The sequence below is a fragment of the Micromonospora okii genome, assembly GCF_020884795.1.
Lineage (GTDB): Bacteria > Actinomycetota > Actinomycetes > Mycobacteriales > Micromonosporaceae > Micromonospora > Micromonospora okii.
The window spans coordinates 282,953-303,248 of sequence record NZ_BBZF01000014.1; the positions used below are offsets into that span (position 1 = coordinate 282,953).

A 20,296-nucleotide genomic window follows, 5' to 3' on the forward strand; every position below is an offset into this window, starting at 1 on the left:
GACAGCCCCCGCTCCGAGCGGATGGAGAGGGTGATCCCCGCGTCGGCCGGGCCGACGGCGCTGCCGTCGTACCCGGTGATCCGGATCGGCAGGGGCCCGGCCGTGACGGCGCGGACCACGTCGGCCACGGTCGGGGTCGGGTGCCGGCCCCCCGCCGGCGGGGTGGACGGGACGCTCGCCGCCCCCTGTTCTCGGTCGGTCAGGCTCATCTTCGCGCTACCGCCTTCTCGTAAAGTCCGGTGAGCCGGTGGTCCGGGTCGTAACGGTCCTTCACCGCGCGCCAGGCGTCGCCGCCGTAGAGCCGGTCGAACGCCTCGCGGTCGTAGTACGCGTCCGAGTAGAGCGACTTGTGGCCGCCCGCCTCGGACACCGCCCGCTCGATCAGGCGGTTGACGTCGCCGTCGGCGGCGCCCCGCGCGATCGGCACGGTCCCCCAGAACCCGATGTTCACGTAGTTCCGCCCCGGGCGGAGGGGATACAGCGGCCACGCCCGCGCGGTCCCCGGCCCGCCGGGCTCGCGCAGTCGCAGCGGGCAGAGCCAGACCGGGGACATCCGCACCTCGCGGGCGAACCAGCGCAGGAAGTCGGGGGTGCCGTCCAGCGGGATCTCCACGTCCTGCACCACCCGCTCCCGGGCGGGCCGGCCACGCAGCCGGTCGACCCGGGCGGCCACCCGGTGCCGGTGCTCCAGCCGGACGATCCGGTGGTAGACGTCGCTGCGCCGCAGCCGCGTCGGCCAGAGCCGCCGGACCACCGGGTGCTGCGCCCCGAACGCCGCCGAGCACCAGAACCAGTCGGTGTCCCACCGCCACAGGTAGTCGTGGGTGGTGAGCCAGTCGCGGGTGTGCCGGCGCAGCGACCGGTAGTAGATGCCCTGGCCGGTGTAGTCGCTCAGCCGCGGCGCGTCGTCGGTGAAGGCCGCCAGCACCAGGTACGCCTCGCCGGGGCTGAACATCACCCCGTCCATCGCGTCGACGGGCTCGCCGGCCCACGACCCGGTGGCGGCGACCTCGCCGATCACGTCGGTGAGTGCGGCCAGGTCGTGGAAGCGGACGTTGCGCAGGGCCACGTACCGCCGCACGGGCGCAAGCTCGATGCGCAGCCGGGTCGCGTACCCGAGGCTGCCCAGCGAGTTGGGGAAGGCGGCGAAGAGGTCGGCGTGCTCCCCGTCGGGGCGGGCCGTGACGATCTCGCCCGCGCCGGTGAGCACGTCCAGCTCGACGACAGACTCGTGCGGCAGGCCGTGCCGGAAGGAGGTCGACTCGATGCCGAGCCCCGTCACCGCCCCGCCCAGCGTGATGGTGCGCAACTGCGGCACCACCAGCGGCATCAACCCGTGCGCCAGGGTCGCGTCGACCAGCCGCTCGTACGTGCACATGCCCTGCACGTCGGCGGTGCGGGAGACCGGGTCGACCCGGATCACCCCGCCGAGGCCGCTGACGTCCAGCCCCGGGGCGCTGGGCGCGGCCCTCGGGCGGAAGAGGTTCGAGGTGCTCTTGGCCAGCCGCACGGTCTCGCCGGCGGGCACCGCAGCGTACGACCGCCGCAGCAGGTCCACCGCTCCGTCGTGGTCCACCCCGTCATCCACACGGTCAGTGCGCATGAGATCACTCTAACGGCGATGGGAATCGAATTCCGGCCGCAGCGCGCGGAGCTGCGCCAGGTGCTTGGGCAGGTGGACGCGGGCGTGCAGGTCGAGGACGCGGGCCCAGGGCAGCGCCTCGTCGACCCGCAGGTCCACGTCCTCGTGCAGCCGGGTGTCGACCGGCGTCTGCGCCGCGACCGGGTCCAGCCGGTCCACCAGCGCGCAGAGCCGCAGGCTGGTGGCCCGCAGCAGCGTGGCCAGCCCGTAGAGCCCGCCGCGCTCGACGACCAGCGCGTCGAGCTGCGGTCGGTGCACGGTCTCCAGGTCGTAGTACGCGAACGGCGAGCCGGCCAGTACGGCCTCGGTAGCCTCGCTCATCAGCTCGTCGTTGACGGCAAGGTGCGCCACGATCTGCGCGGCGCTCAGCCCGCCCCCGCCCGGCGACTCGAACCGGCCCGCGTCCACCTCGGCGAGCACCTCGTCGTACGCCCGCCGCAACCCCGCGCTCTCCACGCCCCCAGTCAACCGGCCCGCGCGCCACCGCAGGCCGGGCAGGCAATCCAATTTCACCCGGAAGAGGACCCCTCCCCCGACGACCGGCGGGCGCGAATGCCGGCGGGCGCGAATGCCGGCCACGGCGGCGGCGCACGCCGTCGGCGGGGACCGACGTCAACCGGGAGGATGCTCGCCAACGCCTTTGGAGCTGAGTCGTTGGCGCCATCGGGCCTGCGACAGCACCAACGACTCAGCTCCAAAGGGGCCGGGACAGGGGGTGTCGACCCCTGCGGCACGGCCCGGGAGCGGCCCAGACCGGCGACGCTTGGACGGCGACACCCGGACGGCGGTCGGGCCCCGCAACGGCCGGGGCCCGCAGCGCCGGTCAGCGACGGCCGGGCCCCGCCGCGGTCGGTCAGCGGCCCCGACGGGCGCGCAGGTAGTCGCTGACCACGTACTCGCCGAGGTCGTCGAGGTCCGGGGTGAACATCCGGCCCCGGCAGCGGCGGGCCACCGCGTCCACGAAGCTACGCAGGCCCGGATCCTCGCCGAGCATGAACAGGTTCAGCGTGGCCCCGGCCCGGGTCAGCCGGTCCACCTCGCGGACGGTGGCCTCGATCGTCTCGGGCAGCGGCGGCCAGTAGAAGAGCGCCTCGCCGTCGTCGGGGTCGAGGTGGGCGGTCGGCTCGCCGTCGGTGACGACGAGGACCACCGGCTCCGCGCCCGGGTGCCGGCGCAGATGCCGCCCTGCCAGCCGCAGCGCGTGCTGGAGATTGGTGCCCTTCTCGTGGTCCGGCTCCACCGCCGCCAGCTCCGCCTGGGTCAGCGGCCTGGCCCGGCGGCCGAACCCGACAATCTGCAGCGCGTCCTGCGGGAAGCGGGTCGCCATCAGGTGCGACAGGGCCAGCGCCGTCTGCTTCATCGGCCCCCAGCGCCCCTGCGAGAACATCGAGTACGACAGGTCCACGCAGAGCACCACCGCCGCCGACGCCCGGCGTTCGGTCTCCACCACCTCGAAGTCGTCAGCCGCGAGCTGGACGGGCACGCCGGGCCCGGCCCGCCGTACCGCCCTGGTCAGGGTGCCCACCACGTCGAGCGGCTGCTCGTCGCCGTACTCCCAGGGCCGCGACGCCCCGCTCACCTCGCCGGACGCGCCCGCCGCGCGCAGCTCGTGCCGGCCGCGCGGCCCGGCGGTCAGGTCGGCGAAGACCCGGCGCAGCGCGGTGCCGGCCAGCCGGCGCAGCGCCTTCGGGCTCAGCGTCAGCCCCTCGGCGTCCCGGCCCACCCAGCCCTGCCGGCGCAGCTCCCGCTCCAGCGTCTGGAGCCGGCGCGCGTCGTCGGCCGCGTCCCGGCCCAGCGTCCGGGCCACCGCGTCGACGTCCACGTCGTCCAGGGTGGCCCCGGGCTGGTCCTGGTCGAGGGCGTCCAGCAACTCGTCCAGCTCGGCGATCTCGTCGAGCGCGCCGGTCGCCTCGCGGTAGCCGAGCGGCTGCTCGCCGCGCACCCGCTCGCCCCGGCCCCGGTACAGGTCGGGGCGCAGCGCGCGCAGGTTGGCGTCCAGGGCGGACAGCTCGCCGGCCAGCCCGTCGCCGAGGGACTGGCGCATCAGCCCGGCCAGCTCCTCGCGCTGCCGGTCCGTCAGCGACCGCAGCAGCCGCTCCCCCGCCGCCGAGCGGCGGGCCAGCACGTCCACCAGCTCGTCGACGTCCCCCGGCTGCTCCGGGAAGAACTCGCCGTGTCGGCGCATGAACTCGGCGAACGCGTCGGTGGTCTCCTCCGACCGGGCATGCCGGGCCAGCAGGTCGTTGAGGTCGCGCATCATCGCGGCGAGCTGCCGCTGGGCGCCCGGGTCGGCGGCGGCCCGCGCCACCTGCCGCAGCCCGGCGAAGCGCTGCTGGAGGACGTCGCCGCGCAGCCCGTCGAGGATCTGCCGGTACGCCCGCCGCGCCTCGTCGCTCGCCCAGTCGTATCCCTCCAGCTCCTGCACGGCGCGGGCGGTGGAGCGGGGCAGGTTGTCCAGCACCGCCTCGGCGAAGCGGGCCGCCTCGTCGTCGCGCCCGCGCAGCTCGTCCCGCTCGGCGGCGAGGGCCTGGTCGAGCAGCGCCCGGGCCCGGGTCACCGCGCCGTCCAGGTCGCCCCGGCGCAGCGCCTCCTGGCGCAGCCGCCGGGCCCGGGCGGCGAGGTCGTCCAGGCCGCCCCGGCCCCGGGGGCCGCGCCGCAGCAGGTCGCGCAGCGCCTCCCGGAGGCTGCCGCCGGCCAGCACCTCCGCGCCGACGGAGTCGACCGCCTCCCGCACGTCGTACGGCGGGGCGAGCGGGTCGGGGCCGCCGCGCCACTGCCCGTACCGGAACCGGTTGCCGGCCACGCTCAGCCCCGGCCGCCGTAGACGGTGCGCCCGGCGTCGGTGACGTCCTTGCCCAGCCGGCGGGTCAGGTGCAGCCCCTCCAGGACGAACTCGATCCCGGCCGCCGCCTCCTCGGGCGTGGGCGCGTCGCCGAGCCCGAGCCGGTCGAGCGCCTTGGCCAGCCCGGGAACGGTGCCGACCTGGCGCAGCAGCTCGGCCGAGGAGACCAGCTCGCCGGTCTCGACCACCCGGTCGTCGTCCACCAGCGCGACGAAGCCGGACAGGTCCAGGCCGGCGAGGCGGGCCCGGAATGTCTCGTCCGTGGCGGTGCGCAGCAGGTGGCCGAGGATCTCCACCTCGCGCCCGTCCTCGCCGCTCTCGAACTCGACCTTGCCGCGCAGGGTCGAGGTGACCGAGGCGGCGTCGCCGATGCGGGCCACCGCCGCTTCCGGTCGCGCCCCCTCGGCCGCCGGCCGGGCGGCAAGCAGGCCGCAGCGGCGCAGCGCCGCGGCGCCGACCGTCTCGGCGGCGGCGATGGCGAACCGGGCCGAGACGCCGGAGCGCTGGTCGACCGACGGGGAGTCACGGACGGCGCGCGCGAACCGGGCGAGCACCTCCAGCACGTGCTCGGGCACCTCGCCGACCGGCTCGGCCTCCTGCCGGATCAGCGCCAGCTCCAGCTCCAGCTCCGTCGGGTAGTGGGTGCGGATCTCCGCGTCGAAGCGGTCCTTGAGCGGGGTGATGATCCGGCCCCGGTTGGTGTAGTCCTCCGGGTTCGCGCTGGCCACGAGGAGCAGGTCCAGCGGCAGCCGGAGCTGGTAGCCGCGCACCTGGATGTCGCGCTCCTCCAACACGTTGAGCAGCGCCACCTGGATGCGCTCGGCCAGGTCGGGCAGCTCGTTGACGGCGAAGATCCCCCGGTTGGTGCGCGGCACCAGGCCGAAGTGGATGGTCTCCGGGTCGCCGAGGGTGCGGCCCTGGGCGAGGCGGATCGGGTCGACGTCGCCGATCAGGTCGCCGACGCTGGTGTCCGGGGTGGCCAGCTTCTCCCCGTACCGCAGGGAGCGGTGCAGCCAAACCACCGGCAGGTCGTCGCCGGCCTCCGCCGCCAGGGCGCGGGAGGCCGGGGTGAGCGGGTGCATCGGGTGCTCGTTGAGCACCGAACCGGCGATGACAGGGGTCCACTCGTCGAGCAGCGCCACCAGGGAGCGGATCAGCCGGGTCTTGCCCTGACCGCGCTCGCCGAGCAGCACCATGTCGTGGCCGGCGAGCAACGCCCGCTCGACCTCGGGCAGGACGGTGTCGTCGTACCCGACGATGCCGGGGAAGCGGTCCTCGCCCGCGCGCATCCGGGCGAGGAGGTTGTCGCGCAGCTCCTGCTTGACCGTGCGGTGTCGGTGCCCGGCCGCCCGCAGCGCGCCCAGGGTGGCGGGCAGGTCGGCGGGCGGGACCGGGAGAACCTGGTTGGGCTCAGTCACCCGACCAACGCTAGCGCGCCCGAGGTGTAAGGAGGGGCCCCTTGTTAACGCTTTCGGTAGAGGAAGGGCCCCCCGTTAACAAGCCCGCGCGCTGGGCCTTACCGGGCGGTCCTCACCGGCCGGACCGGGCGCGGAGCAGCTTCGGCACCGCCGCCAGCCCGGTGACCGGGTGGAAGGCGCGGGCGGCGGAGGCCAGCGCGGCGTGCTCGTCGTCGGTCAGGTCGATCTCGGCGGCGGCGGCGTTGCGTTCCATCTGCTCCACGCTGAACGCGCCGGGGATGGCCACCACGTTGGGGTGACGCAGCAGGTAGGCGAGGGCGATCTGGCTGGGCTTGGCGTCGTGCGCGTCGGCGACCTCGCGCAGCGTGCCGATCAGCGCGGCGCCGCGCTCCAGGTTCACCGGCAGGAAGTACGGGTTGGCCTGGCGCACCGCCCCGCTGGGCGGGTTCGCCGCGTCGTACCGGCCGGAGAGGAAGCCCTGCGCGAGCGGGCTGTGGGCGATGACGATGCGGCCGGCGCGCTCGGCGTACGGCAGCAGGTCGTCCTCGGGCCCACGGTCCGCCATGCTGTAGCGGACCTGGTTGCTGAGCACCCGCCGGCCCAGCGCGATCTCGGCGAACCGCCAGCGTCGCAGGTTGTAGTTGCTGACCCCGACCTCGCCGACCAGGCCGACGTCCTGCAGCGCGCGCATGCCGCTCATGGTGGTGGTGTCGGCGACCACCGGGTTGGCCTGGTGCACCTGGTACAGGTCGATGGTGCGGACGCCGAGCCGGACGGCCGACGCGACCGCCCGCTGCTGCACCACCGGGGCGACCGGCAGTACCGGGAAGATCTTGCTGGCCACCACGACCTTCTCGCGGTCCTCCGCGAGGGCCGCGCCGAGGATCCGCTCGCTGCGGCCGAAGCCGTAGAGCTCGGCGGTGTCGAAGAGGGTGACGCCGAGGTCGAGCGCCCGCCGGACGATGTCGACGGCCCGGCGCTCGTAGTCGTGTCCGTAGCCCCACTCCTTCGAGCCGAACTGCCAGGTGCCGAGGCCGATCTTGGAGATGGGCTTGGGGGTGTCGAGCTGAACGAAGCGCATCCCCCGAAGCTACGCGAAAGGAAGGGCACCTTATTAACGCATTCGGTATAGGAAGGGCCCCCTCCAAACCGCCGGCACGGTTGACAACCGGCCGCGGCCGATCGATGGTGGGAGCGCTTCCATCCACCATCGTCGCTACGGAGTCCTCGTGAGTCTCTCCCGTCCCCGTTGGCTGGCGTCGGCCGTCGCGCTGGCGCTCCTCGCATCCCTGAATCCCGGCCTCGCGCCGGCCGCCGAGGCGGTTGGGGCCGGCGGCCCCCGCGCGGCGGCCGGTGCCGGCGTCTACGAAGCCGAGAGCGGCGCCCTCACCGGCGTGACCGTTGAGACCGCCGCCGCCGGGTACTCCGGCACCGGCTACGTCGCCGGCTTCGACGCCCCCGACGACCAGGTCACCGTCACCGTCCCCGACTCCCCCGGCGGCCTGTTCGAGCTGACCGTGGCCTACCGCGCCCCGTACGGGCAGAAGACCGCCTCGCTGCTGCTCAACGGCGCGGGCCACGGCGACGTGGTGCTGCCCGCGACCGACCAGTGGGCCACCGCCGCCGCCGGCCGGGTGCTGCTGCGCGCCGGCGACAACACCATCGCGGTACGCAACAACTGGGGCTGGTACGAGATCGACGCCCTCCACCTCACCCCCGTCGCCCCGAGGCCACCGCACCAGGTCACCGGCGCGCTGGTGAACCCCGACGCGGACGCCCCGGCGCGGGCGCTGATGCGCTACCTGGCCGCGCACTACGGCAAGGACGTGCTCTCCGGCCAGCAGGACATGGGCGGGGTGCGCTGGCTGGAGGAGAACGTCGGCAAGGCCCCGGCCATCGCCGGGCTGGACATGATGGACTATTCCCCCAGCCGGGTCGAGCGCGGCACCACCTCCACCGAGGTCGAGAACGCGCTCGCCTGGGACGCCCGGGGCGGCATCGTCACCTTCGCCTGGCACTGGAACGCGCCGAGCGGCCTGATCGACACCCCTGGCAAGGAGTGGTGGCGCGGTTTCTACACCGACGCCACCACCTTCGACGTAGCGGCGGCCCTGGCCGACCCCGACTCCGCCGACCACAGGCTGCTGATACGCGACATCGACGCGATCGCCGTGCAGCTCACCCGGCTGCGCGACGCGGGCGTGCCCGTGCTCTGGCGTCCGCTGCACGAGGCCGAGGGCGGCTGGTTCTGGTGGGGGGCCAAGGGGCCCGGCCCGGCCAAGCAGCTCTACCGGCTCATGTACGACCGCCTCACCGCCCACCACCGGCTCACCAACCTGATCTGGGTGTGGAACTCGATCTCCCCCGACTGGTACCCGGGCGACGACGTGGTGGACGTGGTCAGCGTCGACTCGTACCCGGCGGTCGGCGACCACGGGCCGCTCAGCGGGTCGTACGACAAGCTGGTCTCCCTCGGCGGGGACCGCAAGCTGGTCGCGCTGGGTGAGGTGGGGCCGATCCCGGACCCGGAGCTGACCCGGGCCTACCGGGCCGGCTGGAGCTGGTTCGTCACCTGGTCCGGCGACTTCCTCACCGACGGGCGGTGGAACTCGCCGGACTTCCTGCGCCGCGTCTACCGGGACGACCCGCACGTGCTCACCCTCGACGAGCTGGGCGACTGGAAGAACGCACCCGCGTGCGCGGCGACCTGGAAGGTGGTCAACCGGTGGCCCGGCGGCTACCAGGCCGAGGTGACGGTGCGCAACGTCGGCACCCGGGCGACCGCCGGGTGGACGGTCCGCTGGCCGACGTCCGCCGGGCAGGGCATCCGCGACGCCTGGGGCGCGACCGTGACGACCGCCGACGGTACGGTCACCGCGCGCAACGCGAGCTGGAACGGCCGGCTCGCCCCCGGGGGAAGCACCGCCCTCGGGCTGATCGGGACCGGCACGGCGCCCACCCCGACGCCGACCTGCGCGGCCTCCTGACGCCGCCACCGGCCGGTCGGGACGCCCGCCTGCGGGCGCGGCGTCCCGGCCGGCAGCCGCCGCCGGCGCTCCCCGTCCAGGTCACGGCCGAGCAGGGCCGCCGGGGCGGCGATAGGGTCGTGATCATGACGTACCTTGCCGCCGACGAGCGCTACCAGAACATGACCTACCGGCGCAGCGGGCGGAGCGGCCTGCGGCTGCCCGCCGTCTCGCTCGGGCTGTGGCACAACTTCGGGCCGGACCGGCCGTTCGAGCGGCAGCGGGACATCGTCCGGCGCGCCTTCGACCTGGGCGTCACCCACTTCGATCTGGCGAACAACTACGGCCCGCCGCCCGGGGCAGCGGAGGAGGCGTTCGGCCGGCTGCTCGCCACCGACCTCAAGCCGTACCGGGACGAGCTGGTGATCTCCAGCAAGGCCGGGTACCTGATGTGGCCCGGCCCGTACGGCGAGTGGGGCTCCCGCAAGAACCTGATCTCGTCGCTGGACCAGTCGCTGCGCCGCCTCGGGCTGGACTACGTCGACATCTTCTACTCGCACCGGTTCGACCCGGACACCCCGCTGGAGGAGACGATGGGCGCGCTCGACGCGGCCGTCCGCTCCGGCAAGGCGCTCTACGTCGGCATCTCCAACTACGACTCCGAGCAGACCGAGCGGGCCGCCGCGATCCTGCGCGACCTCGGCACGCCCCTGCTGATCAACCAGCCGGCGTACTCGATGATGAACCGCTGGACGGAGCGCGACGGGCTGCTCGACACGCTGGAGCGGGTCGGCGCGGGCTGCATCGCGTACAGCCCGCTCGCCCAGGGGCTGCTCACCGACCGGTACCTCGGCGGCGTCCCGGCGGACTCCCGGGTGCGCACCAGCGTCTTCCTCAACGAGAGCGACCTGGACGAGAAGACGATGGCCACCGTACGGGCGCTCGGCGGGGTGGCCGAGCGGCGCGGGCAGACCCTGGCCCAGCTCGCGCTGGCGTGGGCGCTGCGCGACCCCCGGATGACGAGCCTGATCATCGGGGCGAGCAGCGTGGCCCAGTTGGAGACGAACGTCGCCGCCGTGGACAACCTGGACTTCACCGCCGAGGAGCTGGCCGAAATCGAGGGCCACCTCGGCTGACAACGCCCACGCCTTCGGGTTGCGGGTGTCGACGGCACGGACGCCGCACGGTGTCCGCCGCCGGCGTTGGCGTCGCCCATCCGACAGGTGAGCCCCGCGCCGCCCTGCCTTCGCGGTGGAAGCATCGACGGCGCCCCTCAGCTCGGACACCCGGAGGACCCCATGCGTGACATCGCCCGACGCGCCCTCTCCGCCGGCGCCGTCGCCGGCCTGTTGGCCGCCACGGCCGGCATCGGCGCGTCCCCGGCCGCCGCGTCCGCCCGCCCGCCCGCGTCCCCGTGCGCCGTCGCGCCCCTGCCGCAGCCTGCGGACATGTACCGCACGGACGCGTACGCCGTCGATCCGACCGGGCGCTTCGTCGTCGGCGGCGCCCTGCGGAACACCGACGAGGGAGGCGAGTCCTTCCTGCTGATCTGGGACCGGGGGCGACTCCGCACCATTGCCAACCCGTTCGGTGAGGGCGGCACCGACGTCAACTCCCGTGGCGTGGTGATCGGCAACGGCCAGACCGACGGCCGGAGCCGGCCGTGGGTCTACCGCAACGGCACCTTCGCCTTCCTGCCCCTACGGCCGGCGACGGCGAAGTTCACCTTCGTCTCGGCGATCAACAGGGCGGGGGACATCGTCGGGTACCGCTACGACGACGTCACGAACGTGACCACGGCGCTGCGCTGGCCGGCGGCCCGCCCGGGGACGGTCGAAACCCTCTCCGGGGCGCCGACCGGCGCCATGGCCATCGGGATCACCCGCAACGGCAGCATCGTGGGCAACGCGGGTCAGGAGCCCGACTCGAACGTCTGGGTCCGCCGCCCCGGCGGCCGGTACGCCGAGCTCACCGCGCCGGGCGCCGACCGCTCGACGGTCCGGGCGGCCGAGGGCCGGTGGGCGGTCGGCGAGGTGCTGACGACCGACGGCGAGCAGTTCCCGGTGCGGTGGAACATCCGCACCGGCACCTTCACCAGGACGGCCCCGGCCGCCCAGATACTCTTCGGCGTCAACTCGCGCGGGGTGGCCATCGGCGCCGACCACGTGGTCCGTGGCAGCACCGCCCGACAGTTGCCGATGCCCCAGGGCAGCAGGACCGCCGGCGCACGGGCGATCGCCGACGACGGCACCATCGTGGGCTTCAGCAACGAGGCCGGCCGCGTGAGCGCGGTCCGCTGGACCGGCTGCTGACGCTCCCGGCGTATCGGCGGTGTCAAAACGGGGCGGGGCGGCGTAGCTACGGCGTCAAGATCCTTGCCCGGTGCCGAGGGGTGGAGTCTGCTGGATCGCGTCGGGGCGGTGGACCCCGACCGGCGAGAAGGACAGACGGTGGCCAGGTCTACGCGGCGTTTCCCGGCGCGCACGCTCGTGTCGCGGCCAGGTGGGCGTGCGGTGGGCGCAGAGCAGGGCGGCCCCCGCACCCGGGCGTCGGACGCCGTGGGCCCCGTCCCCTCCGCCGTTTCCACGGGGCGGGTCCCGGTCGGTGCGACCGGGACCCGCCCCGTGCCCGCATGAGGCAGCGCGGCGGCACAGGAGGCGAGCCGGCCATGGAGAGTTCCCTGACAGATCCCAGCCCCCGATCGGACGCGAGGCGGGCACGATGACGCTCGCGGAGCTCCTGCCGTCGCTGCGCCTGTCCCTGTCGACGCAGCTCGACGCCGACGTGTGGCCGACGACCGCCCGCCGGGGCGCGGGCGGCGACCTGCTGGTGGGCGGGGTCGGGCTGACCGCCGTGGCCGCCGCGCACGGGACGCCCAGCTACCTGGTCGACGAAGCTGACGTGCGGCTGCGCTGCCGCGACTACGCGGCGGCGTTCGGGCCGGGCAACGTGGCGTACACGGCGAAGGCCCTGCTGAGCCGCGCCGTCGCGCGCTGGGTCGCCGAGGAGGGCCTGGACCTCTACGTCGGCTCGGCGGGCGAGCTGCGCCTCGCGCGGGCGGCGGGTCTCCGGGGCGACCGGATCGTCCTGTACGGCAGCGCGAAGGCCCCCGCCGACCTCGACGCCGCGTACGAGGCCGGCGTCACCACGATCGTCGCCGAGTCGCTCGGGGAGATCACCCGGCTGGCCGCGACCGCCCCGCGTGGCCAGCGGGTGCTGCTGCGGGTGATCGCCGGACCGGAACCCGACGCCAGGCCCGACAGCCGCTTCGGGCTGCGGATCGACACCGGCGAGGCAGAGGCCGCCGTCGCCCGGATCGCCGCCCAGCAGGGGCTCGCGCTCGTCGGGCTCGACTGCTCGGTGGGCCACCAGGAGAACCGCTTCGGGGTGTACGAGCAGCAGGCCCGGCGGATCGTCGACTTCCTCGCCGCGATGCGCGAGCGGCACGGCGTGGAGCTGGTCCGGCTGAACCTCGGCGGCGGGCACGCCGTGGCGTACAGCGGCGGCGACCTCGGCTTCGCGCTGACCGCCTTCGCCGCCCGGATGCGCGGGGTGCTGCGCCTGCGGGCGGAGCAGCACCGCGTCCCGGTGCCCCGGCTGACGGTCTCCCCCGGCCGGGCGATCGTGTCCCGGGCCGGCGTCACCCTGTACCGGGTGCTCTCCACGGCGCACGGCCCGGACGGCCGCCGCCTGGTCGCCGTCGACGGCGGCATGACCGACTGCCCCGCCGCCGCGCTCTGCGGCGGACGGCACAGCGTGGCGCTGGTCGGTCGGACCAGCCGCGCCCAGCCGCTGCCGACCACGGTCGTCGGGCGGCACAACGACGCCGACGACGTGGTGGCGCCGGCCGTCGAGCTGCCCGCCGACGTCCACCCGGGCGACCTGCTCGCCGTCGCCGGCACGGGCGCCTACCACCACTCCCGCGCGTCCAACTACCACCTGGTCGGACGGCCCGCTCTGCTCGCCGTCCGGGACGGGCGCGTCGCCACGCTGGTCCGTCGGGAGTCGCTCGACGACCTGCTCGCACGGGACGTCGACGAGCCGGACGCCGCACCCGAGACCGGTCCGGGCGGGACGGCCCATGCCTGAGGCGGCCGATCCCCCGGAGCAGCGGCACGAGGCGCTCGTCTGCGTACGGCTGACCGCCGCGACGCCCGGCAGCCGGCTGCTGGAGTTCCTGCGGGCGGAACCGTGCGCGGTGGGGGCATGGTGGATCGCGGCGGACATCGACGCGGTGGTGCGGCTGGCGTCGCCGAGCCGGACGCTGCTCAACCGGGCGGTGGCCGACCTGCGGCGGCGCGGCGGCGCGGAGGTGCTGGCGGTGCACAGTGTCCTCCGCGCCCTCGACCTGCCCGCCACCGATCCACCGGTCGGTGACCGGTCGGTGGTGCGGGGCGCGGCGGCGACCTCCGGGGCGGAAGGGGCGTGCCGCTAGCGGGCCGGCCCGGACTTGAGGGCGGCGACGAAGCCGGCCCAGGAGCCGCCGTCGAAGGCGAGCACCGGCCCGGTGCGGTCCTTGGTGTCGCGGACGTCGACCGCGCCGCCGACGAACCGCACTTCGACGCAGTTGGCGTTGTCCGAGCTGCGGGAGGACTTGAACCAACCCTCCCCGGAGGCGCTCTTCGATGAGGTCACGTCATCTCCTTCGCGATCCGGCGGATCAGGTCGAGCGAGTCGCCCGAGCTTAGCGCCCGCTCCCGCGCCTCGGCGAAGGTCACCTGATAGTCGGTCACCCGGGTGGACTGGTCGATGATGTCGATCGAGGTCAGCACCTCCTGCCAGACCAGGTCGGGCAACCGGGGCGACGGGAACGACAGGACCTGGAAGGAGCCGCCGAGCGCGGGGTGCGCGCCGGCGGAGAACGGCAGCACCCGGATCTCGATCTGCTCCGGTCGCTCGGTCGCCAGCCGGACGAGATGATCCAGTTGAGCGCTCATCACGGCCGGCCCGCCGACCTGCTGGCGGAGCGCTCCCTCGCCGAGCAGCGCGGTCAGCCGGATCGGGTTGTCGGCAAAGAGTCGCGCCTGCCTGCCCAACCGAACGGCGACCCGCCGTCCGACCTCGGTGAGCCGGATCGTCGTGGTGCCTCCCGCGATGACCGCTCGGGCATAGTCCTCGATCTGCATCAGACCGGGCACCAGCTCGTTGCCGTAGAAGCGGATGTGGTCGGCACCGGCCTCGTAGCCGAGGAACCGGAGGAACTCAGCCGGAAAGAGCTGCGAGTACTCGTGCCACCAACCGCGTTGGCTCGCGCCGACGCGCAACTCCTCCAGCTCGGCCGCTTCCTCGGGCTCCAGCTCGTAGACCTTCACGATCTGGGCCAGCCGGGAGGCCGGAAGCTTCACCTTGCCCGCCTCCACTCCGGAGACGTACGCCTGGATGATGCCGATGGCGCGACCAGCCGCCGCTGCGGTCAAGCCGATCTCCTCGCGGCGCTGGCGCAACCGCAAGCCCAGCTCCCACGCTTGCACGACGGGCGAGAACTCCGGACGTGCCGGAGACCTACGCGACCCGGACGGCCCTGACGGAGTAACGGGCATCGACCTCTCCTCCCAGTTCATCATGACCACTGTAGGCGCTTTTCTCGATATCCTTGATATCAAAGACCCAATACTGCATCCTCGTCAAGGGCAGACGCATCACCGATGAACCGAGGAGGCGACATGTTCAATGAAGTCACCTGGATCCCCAGAGAGCCGCCGGTGCGGCACGCGTTCTCGCTCTTCCGGGTGGTCGACGCGGGCACCCCCGACGAGTGGTACGACCTGCTCGGGGTCGTCCGGGTGCCCGTCGATCGGCGGGGGCCGGACAAGCTGCGCGACGGGCTACGGCCCTGGGCGCTGGTGACTCTGGCGGCCGGCGGCTACGGCTTCGGCCGCTACCACGCCGGCTACTCGACCCTGGACGAGGAGGACGAGCCGGACAAGTCCTTCGCCAGCGAGGACATCAACTGGTCCGGCACCGGGGTCCTGGTCCCCGCCGGCCAGTCGGCCCCACCGGCCCCGGCCGGCGACGTGAGGGGTTGACCGGCCCAGCGCGGGCACCGATCTTCCGCGCACCGGTGTCCCGGGCCGCCTCCACGACCCGGGATGCCGTTCATGTCAGGGATGCCGGCCCTGTCGGACTCAATGTCGGCGACATCGCGCCTTCGCCGGCCCTCGGACCGCCCCATGTCGCCGGCATGGAGTCGACCAAGGGGCCGGCCCGACCAAGGGGCCGGCCCCAGAGGAGGGACGCGTCAGGCGCGGCGGAGCCAGAAGGTCAGCCCCAGCGACTCGTCGGTGAACGGCTGCGCGTCGGCCCAGTCCGGCTCGCCCTCGGCGCAGTCGGTCGCGAGCACCTCCTCGGCCACCAGGTCGCGGTGCTCGGCGACGGCCAGCGCCGTCTCCTCCCGGTCGGCCCGGTAGCGCAGCGCGATCCGGTCGGTCACCTCCAGGCCGCTGCCCTTGCGCGCCTCCTGGATCTGCCGGATCGCGTCCCGGGCCACGCCGGCGCGGCGCAGCTCGGGGGTGACGTGCAGGTCCAGCGCCAGCGTCGCGCCCGACTCGCTCGCCACCGCCCAGCCCGCCCGGGGCGTCTCGGTGATCACGACCTCGTCGGGGCCGAGGGTCACCGGCTCGTCGCCGACCGGCACGGTGGCCGTGCCGGTCTCGCGCAGGGCGTCGCGCAGCGCCGCCGCGTCGGCGGCGGCGATGGCGGCGGCGACCTGCTGCACCGCCTTGCCGAAGCGCTTGCCGAGGGCGCGGAAGTTCGCCTTCGCGGTGACGTCGACCAGCGAGCCGCCCGCCTCGTCGAGGGCGGCGACCGACCCGACGTTCAGCTCGGCGGCGATCTCCGCCAGCAGCTCCGGGGTCAGCTCCGCGAAGCCGCGCGCCGAGGCCAGGGCCCGGGACAGCGGCTGGCGCACCTTCATGCCGGAGTCGGCGCGGGCCGCCCGGCCCAGCTCGACCAGCCGCCGCACCAGCGCCATCCGGGCCGACAGCGCCGGGTCGACCAGCGCGTCGTCGGCGACCGGGTACTCGGCCAGGTGCACCGACGGCGGGGCCTGCGGGTCGACCGGCACGACGAGGTCCTGCCAGACCCGCTCGGCGACGAACGGGGTGAGCGGGGCCAGCAGCAGGGTGAGCGTGGAGAGCGCCTCGTGCAGGGTGGCCAGCGCCGCCGCGTCGCCCCGCCAGAAGCGCCGCCGGCTGCGCCGCACGTACCAGTTGGAGAGGTCGTCGATGAACGCCGACAGCAGCCGGCCCGCCAGGTGCGTGTCGTACTCGGTCATGGCGGCGTCGACCTGCCGGACCAGCGTGTTCAGCTCCGACAGCAGCCAGCGGTCCAGGACCGGCCGGTCCGCCGGCGCGGGGTCGGCGGCCGACGGCGACCAGCCGGCGGTACGGCCGTAGAGGGCCTGGAAGGCGACCGTGTTCCAGTAGGTCAGCAGGATCTTGCGGACCACCTCCTGGAGGGTGGTGTGCCCGACCCGCCGGGCGGCCCACGGCGAGCCGACCGACGCCATGAACCAGCGGACGGCGTCGGCCCCGTGCCGGTCCAGCAGCGGGATCGGTTCCAGGATGTTGCCGAGGTGCTTGGACATCTTCCGGCCGTCCTCGGCCAGGATGTGCCCGAGGCAGACGACGTTCTCGTACGGCGAGCGGTCGAAGACCAGCGTGCCGATCGCCATCAGGGTGTAGAACCAGCCGCGCGTCTGGTCGATGGCCTCGGAGATGAACTGCGCCGGGTAGCGCTGGTCGAACGTCTCGACCCCCCGGTACGGGTAGCCGAACTGCGCGAACGGCATGGCCCCCGAGTCGTACCAGGCGTCGATGACGTCCGGCACCCGGCGGGCGGTCTCCCCGCACCGGCAGGCGAACGTCACGTCGTCGATGTACGGCCGGTGCGGGTCGAGCCCGCCGAGGTCGCTGCCGGTCAGCTCGCCCAGCTCCGCGAGGGAGCCGACGCAGGTCAGGTGCCCCTCCGGGCAGCGCCAGATCGGCAGCGGGGTGCCCCAGTACCGCCGCCGGGACAGCGCCCAGTCGACGTTGTTGGCGAGCCAGTCGCCGTACCGGCCGTGCTTGACGGTCGCCGGGTGCCAGGCGGTGTTCTCGTTCTCCCGCAGCAGCGCGTCGCGCACGGCGGTGGTGCGGATGTACCAGGACGGCTGGGCGTAGTAGATGAGCGCGGTGTGGCAGCGCCAGCAGTGCGGGTAGCTGTGCTCGTACGCGTTCTCGCGGAACAGCAGCCCCCGGGCCGTGAGGTCCTCGACCAGCGGCCGGTCGGCGTCCTTGAAGAACAGCCCGCCGACCAGCGGCAGGTCGGCCTCGAAGCGCCCGTCCGGCCGGATCGGGTTGACCATCGGCAGGCCGTACGCGCGGCTGACGGCGAGGTCGTCCGCGCCGAACGCCGGGGCCTGGTGGACCAGGCCGGTGCCGCTGTCCGTCGTCACGTACGACGCCAGCACGACGATGTGCGCCTCCGGCACCTCGACCAGCTCGAACGGGGGACGGTACGTCCACCGCTCCAGCTCCTTGCCCTGGAAGGACTCCCCGGTGAGGTCCCACCCGTCGCCGAGCGCCGAGGCGAGCAGCGGCTCGGCGACGACGATCTGCTCCTCGCCGTCGGTGGCGACGACGTACCGGACGTCGGGGTGCACCGCGACCGCCACGTTCGACGGCAGCGTCCACGGCGTCGTCGTCCAGACCAGCAGCGAGGCGCGGCCGGCGAGCGGCCCGGAGGTCAGCGGGAAGCGGACGAAGACGGACGGGTCGACGACCGTCTCGTACCCCTGACTCACCTCGTGGTCCGACAGGCCGGTCTCGTCCCGGGGGCACCACGGCGCGACCCGGAAGTCCTCCACCAGCAGGCCCTTGTCGAAGATGACCTTGAGCGACCACCAGACCGACTCGATGTACTGCGGGTCCATCGTCCGGTACGCGTCGTCCATGTCGACCCAGTAGCCCATGCGCTCGGTGAGCGCGGCGAACGCGTCGGTGTGCCGGGTGACGGAGTCGCGGCAGCGGTCGTTGAACTCCGCGATGCCGTACGCCTCGATGTCCTGCTTGCCGGAGAAGCCCAGCTCCCGCTCGACGGCCAGCTCGACGGGGAGGCCGTGGCAGTCCCAGCCCGCCTTGCGGGCGACGTGGAAGCCCTTCATCGTGCGGTAGCGCGGGAAGACGTCCTTGAAGACGCGCGCCTCGATGTGGTGCGCGCCGGGCATCCCGTTGGCGGTCGGCGGCCCCTCGTAGAACACCCACTCGGGGCGGCCCCGCGACTGCTCCAGGCTGCGCGCGAAGACGTCGTTCTCCCGCCAGAAGCGCAGGATCTCGTGGTCGAGCGCGGGCAGGTCGACCTGGCTCGGGACGCTGCGGTACATGGTTCCTCCGTCGGCGCGTGCGGAATGCTCCGGCGGAGGGACGAGGCCGTGGGGCCCCGCGGTACCACCCTCCTTGGCCGCGTACGGCCCGCTCGTTTCAGGGTGCGGCCGGTTCTACTCGGCCTCGCGGCCTTTCCTCCGGCGGCTCCGGGGTGATCTTCCCGCCGCGCACGCCCCCGGGCTTCCACCGTCCCCGGGTCTCTCATGGCTGCGTACGGCGGTACTCGTCCCCATCCACGCCTCGCGCGCCCAGTGTAGCCCAGCCACCCCGGCGGCCCGCCGCGACGGCCGGCCCCGCCCCCGCGCGCCGTGCCGTGCGCCCGCGCTGTCCGGCGGCCTGCCGGGTCACCTCGGCGGCGGCGCGGCCACCTCCGGGGTGGCGGCGCGCGTGGCCCCGAGCGCCGCGTTGCGGATCGCCCGCAGCCGGAGCATGACGTCGTCCCCGCCGCGGCCGAAGTGGTCGTGCAGCGCCCGGTACTCGGCGTAGAGGGCGTCGTAGGCGCGCGCCCGGTCGGGGTCCGGCCGGTGGACGGCCTCGCGCACCCGCCCCATCGCCTCCGACGCCTCGCGCACCGACGGGTACGCGCCGGCGGCCACGGCGGCGTGGATCGCCGACCCGAGCGCCGGGCCCTGCGCGGAGGCGATGACGCCCAGCGGCCGGTTGGTCACGTCGGCGTAGATGCGCATCAGCAGCTCGTTGGCGGTGAGGCCACCGGCGACCACCAGGTCGTCCACCGCCACCCCGGCCTCCACGAACGCCTCGATGATCATGCGGGTGCCGTACGCCGTGGACTCCAGCAGCGCGCGGTAGACGTCCGGCGGCCGGGTGGCCAGGGTCATGCCGACGAGCATTCCGCTGAGGTCGTGGTTGACCAGCAGCGAGCGGTTGCCGTTCCACCAGTCCAGCGCGACCAGGCCGTGCGCGCCGACCGGCTGGCGGGCGGCCAGTTCGGTGAGGCGCTCGTGCGAGGCGACCCCGGCGGGGGCGGCGTGCTCGACGAACCAGCCGAAGATGTCGCCGACCCCGCTCTGCCCGGCCTCGTAGCCCCACGCGCCGGGGCTGACGCCGCCGTCGACGACGCCGCACATGCCGGCCACCTCCGCGCGGTGCGTGCCGTTGACGATGTGGCAGGTGGAGGTGCCCATGATCACCACCAGCCGACCGGGCTCCACGGCCCGCGCGGCGGCGGCGGTGACGTGCGCGTCGACGTTGCCGACGGCCACCGCGATCCCCTCCGGCAGGCCCGTGGCGGCTGCGGCGCGGTCGGTGAGCGCGCCGGCCCGCGCGCCGAGCGGCCGCACCGGTCCGTCCAGCTTGGTCACGAAGTCGCCGAAGCCCGGGTGGAGCGCGGCCAGGAAGCCCTCCGACGGGTAGCGGCCGTCCTGCCGCAGGCCCTTGTAGCCGGCCGCGCTGACGTTGCGGGTCTCGGTGCCGCAGAGCTGCCAGACGATCCAGTCGGCGGCCTCGATGACGCGCTCGGCCCGGTGGTAGACCTCGGGGTCCTCCTCCAGGATCTGCAGGCCCTTGGCGAACTGCCACTCGGCGGAGACCCGGCCGCCGTACCGGCGCAGCCACGGCTCCGCCCGCTCCTGGGCCAGCGCGGTGATCCGGTCGGCGTGCGGCTGCGCGGCGTGGTGCTTCCACAGCTTGACCCAGGCGTGCGGCCGGTCGCGCAGCCCGGGCAGCTCGCAGAGCGGGGTGCCGTCGGCGAGCGTCGGCAGCACGGTGCAGGCGGTGAAGTCGATGCCGATGCCGACGATCGCGGCGGCGTCGACCCCCGAGGCGGAGACCGCGGCGGGGACGGCGTACCGCAGCACGTCGCGGTAGTCCTGCGGGTTCTGCAGGGCCCAGTCCGGCGGCAGCGCCGGGCCGCCGGGAAGCGCCGCGCTGATCACCCCGTCGCGGTACCCGTGCACCGCCGTGCCCAGCTCCGCGCCGTCACCGACCCGGACCACCAGGGCGCGCCCGGAGAGGGTGCCGAAGTCGACGCCGACGACGTAGCTCTCGCCGCCCACGGGGTTCATGGTCACCTCCACTCGACGGGCACAGCGTCGACGCCCGCGCAC

The 20,296-nt window shown here is 74.3% G+C and carries 15 protein-coding genes and 1 pseudogene; 6 read left to right on the forward strand and 10 right to left on the reverse strand.

Features of this window, described 5'->3' with window-relative positions; translation table 11 throughout:
• From LPU43_RS07885 to LPU43_RS07910, 6 genes and pseudogenes are all read right to left on the reverse strand, one after another.
• A pseudogene (locus LPU43_RS07885) lies at window positions 1-209 on the reverse strand (SAM-dependent methyltransferase); the annotation flags it as partial.
• Window positions 206-1,603, reverse strand: a complete 1,398-nt coding sequence (locus LPU43_RS07890; protein ID WP_229399595.1) for an FAD-binding oxidoreductase — start codon at window positions 1,601-1,603, stop codon at window positions 206-208. The pseudogene LPU43_RS07885 and the gene LPU43_RS07890, both read right to left, overlap by 4 nt.
• A gap of 9 nt (window positions 1,604-1,612) precedes the next feature.
• A complete protein-coding gene (locus LPU43_RS07895; RefSeq protein WP_229399596.1) occupies window positions 1,613-2,098 on the reverse strand; it encodes a hypothetical protein in 486 nt (161 codons plus the stop codon).
• A 397-nt stretch (window positions 2,099-2,495) separates the two neighbouring features.
• Window positions 2,496-4,445 carry a VWA domain-containing protein gene (locus LPU43_RS07900; protein WP_229399597.1) on the reverse strand — a complete coding sequence of 650 codons (1,950 nt, stop codon included), beginning with the start codon at window positions 4,443-4,445 and terminating at the stop codon, window positions 2,496-2,498.
• Window positions 4,446-4,447: 2 nt separating this feature from the next.
• Window positions 4,448-5,902 carry a sigma 54-interacting transcriptional regulator gene (locus tag LPU43_RS07905; protein WP_229399598.1) on the reverse strand — a complete coding sequence of 485 codons (1,455 nt, stop codon included), beginning with the start codon at window positions 5,900-5,902 and terminating at the stop codon, window positions 4,448-4,450.
• Between the two features lie 112 nt (window positions 5,903-6,014).
• Window positions 6,015-6,983, reverse strand: a complete 969-nt coding sequence (locus LPU43_RS07910) for an aldo/keto reductase (RefSeq protein WP_229399599.1) — start codon at window positions 6,981-6,983, stop codon at window positions 6,015-6,017.
• A 148-nt stretch (window positions 6,984-7,131) separates the two neighbouring features.
• Here LPU43_RS07910 and LPU43_RS07915 point away from each other — a divergent pair, with 148 nt between their 5' ends.
• The 5 genes from LPU43_RS07915 (at window position 7,132) to LPU43_RS07935 (ending at window position 13,303) form a co-directional block, all read left to right on the forward strand.
• Window positions 7,132-8,889 carry a glycosyl hydrolase gene (locus LPU43_RS07915; RefSeq protein WP_229399600.1) on the forward strand — a complete coding sequence of 586 codons (1,758 nt, stop codon included), beginning with the start codon at window positions 7,132-7,134 and terminating at the stop codon, window positions 8,887-8,889.
• Window positions 8,890-9,014: 125 nt separating this feature from the next.
• On the forward strand, window positions 9,015-10,004 hold the full coding sequence (gene mgrA / locus LPU43_RS07920) for an L-glyceraldehyde 3-phosphate reductase (RefSeq protein ID WP_229399601.1): 990 nt from the start codon (window positions 9,015-9,017) through the stop codon (window positions 10,002-10,004).
• Between the two features lie 162 nt (window positions 10,005-10,166).
• On the forward strand, window positions 10,167-11,180 hold the full coding sequence (locus LPU43_RS07925) for a hypothetical protein (RefSeq protein WP_229399602.1): 1,014 nt from the start codon (window positions 10,167-10,169) through the stop codon (window positions 11,178-11,180).
• Window positions 11,181-11,589: 409 nt separating this feature from the next.
• Window positions 11,590-12,957, forward strand: coding sequence for a diaminopimelate decarboxylase family protein (locus LPU43_RS07930; RefSeq protein WP_229399603.1), 1,368 nt, complete (start codon window positions 11,590-11,592; stop codon window positions 12,955-12,957).
• Window positions 12,950-13,303: a hypothetical protein gene (locus tag LPU43_RS07935; RefSeq protein WP_229399604.1), complete on the forward strand. Its 354-nt coding sequence runs from the start codon at window positions 12,950-12,952 to the stop codon at window positions 13,301-13,303. The genes LPU43_RS07930 and LPU43_RS07935 overlap by 8 nt, the downstream gene beginning before the upstream one ends.
• Here LPU43_RS07935 and LPU43_RS07940 read toward each other — a convergent pair.
• Together LPU43_RS07940 and LPU43_RS07945 are read right to left on the reverse strand one after the other, a co-directional pair.
• On the reverse strand, window positions 13,300-13,503 hold the full coding sequence (locus LPU43_RS07940; RefSeq protein ID WP_229399605.1) for a DUF397 domain-containing protein: 204 nt from the start codon (window positions 13,501-13,503) through the stop codon (window positions 13,300-13,302). The two genes, LPU43_RS07935 and LPU43_RS07940, sit on opposite strands and share 4 nt — an antisense overlap.
• Entirely contained in the window at window positions 13,500-14,432 is a 933-nt protein-coding gene (locus LPU43_RS07945; protein WP_306416118.1) for a DUF5753 domain-containing protein, read from the reverse strand. Before LPU43_RS07945 ends, LPU43_RS07940 begins: the two co-directional genes overlap by 4 nt.
• Before the next feature lie 99 nt (window positions 14,433-14,531).
• Between LPU43_RS07945 and LPU43_RS07950 the strand changes: the two genes are divergently transcribed.
• Window positions 14,532-14,894 carry a hypothetical protein gene (locus LPU43_RS07950; RefSeq protein WP_229399607.1) on the forward strand — a complete coding sequence of 121 codons (363 nt, stop codon included), beginning with the start codon at window positions 14,532-14,534 and terminating at the stop codon, window positions 14,892-14,894.
• Window positions 14,895-15,106: 212 nt separating this feature from the next.
• On the opposite strand, the gene ileS is transcribed toward LPU43_RS07950, so the two are convergent.
• Both ileS and araB read right to left on the reverse strand, forming a co-directional pair.
• Window positions 15,107-18,229, reverse strand: a complete 3,123-nt coding sequence (gene ileS, locus LPU43_RS07955) for an isoleucine--tRNA ligase (RefSeq protein ID WP_229399608.1) — start codon at window positions 18,227-18,229, stop codon at window positions 15,107-15,109.
• Window positions 18,230-18,574: 345 nt separating this feature from the next.
• Window positions 18,575-20,254 carry a ribulokinase gene (araB, locus tag LPU43_RS07960; RefSeq protein ID WP_229399609.1) on the reverse strand — a complete coding sequence of 560 codons (1,680 nt, stop codon included), beginning with the start codon at window positions 20,252-20,254 and terminating at the stop codon, window positions 18,575-18,577.
• Between the last annotated feature and the right edge of the window lie 42 nt (window positions 20,255-20,296).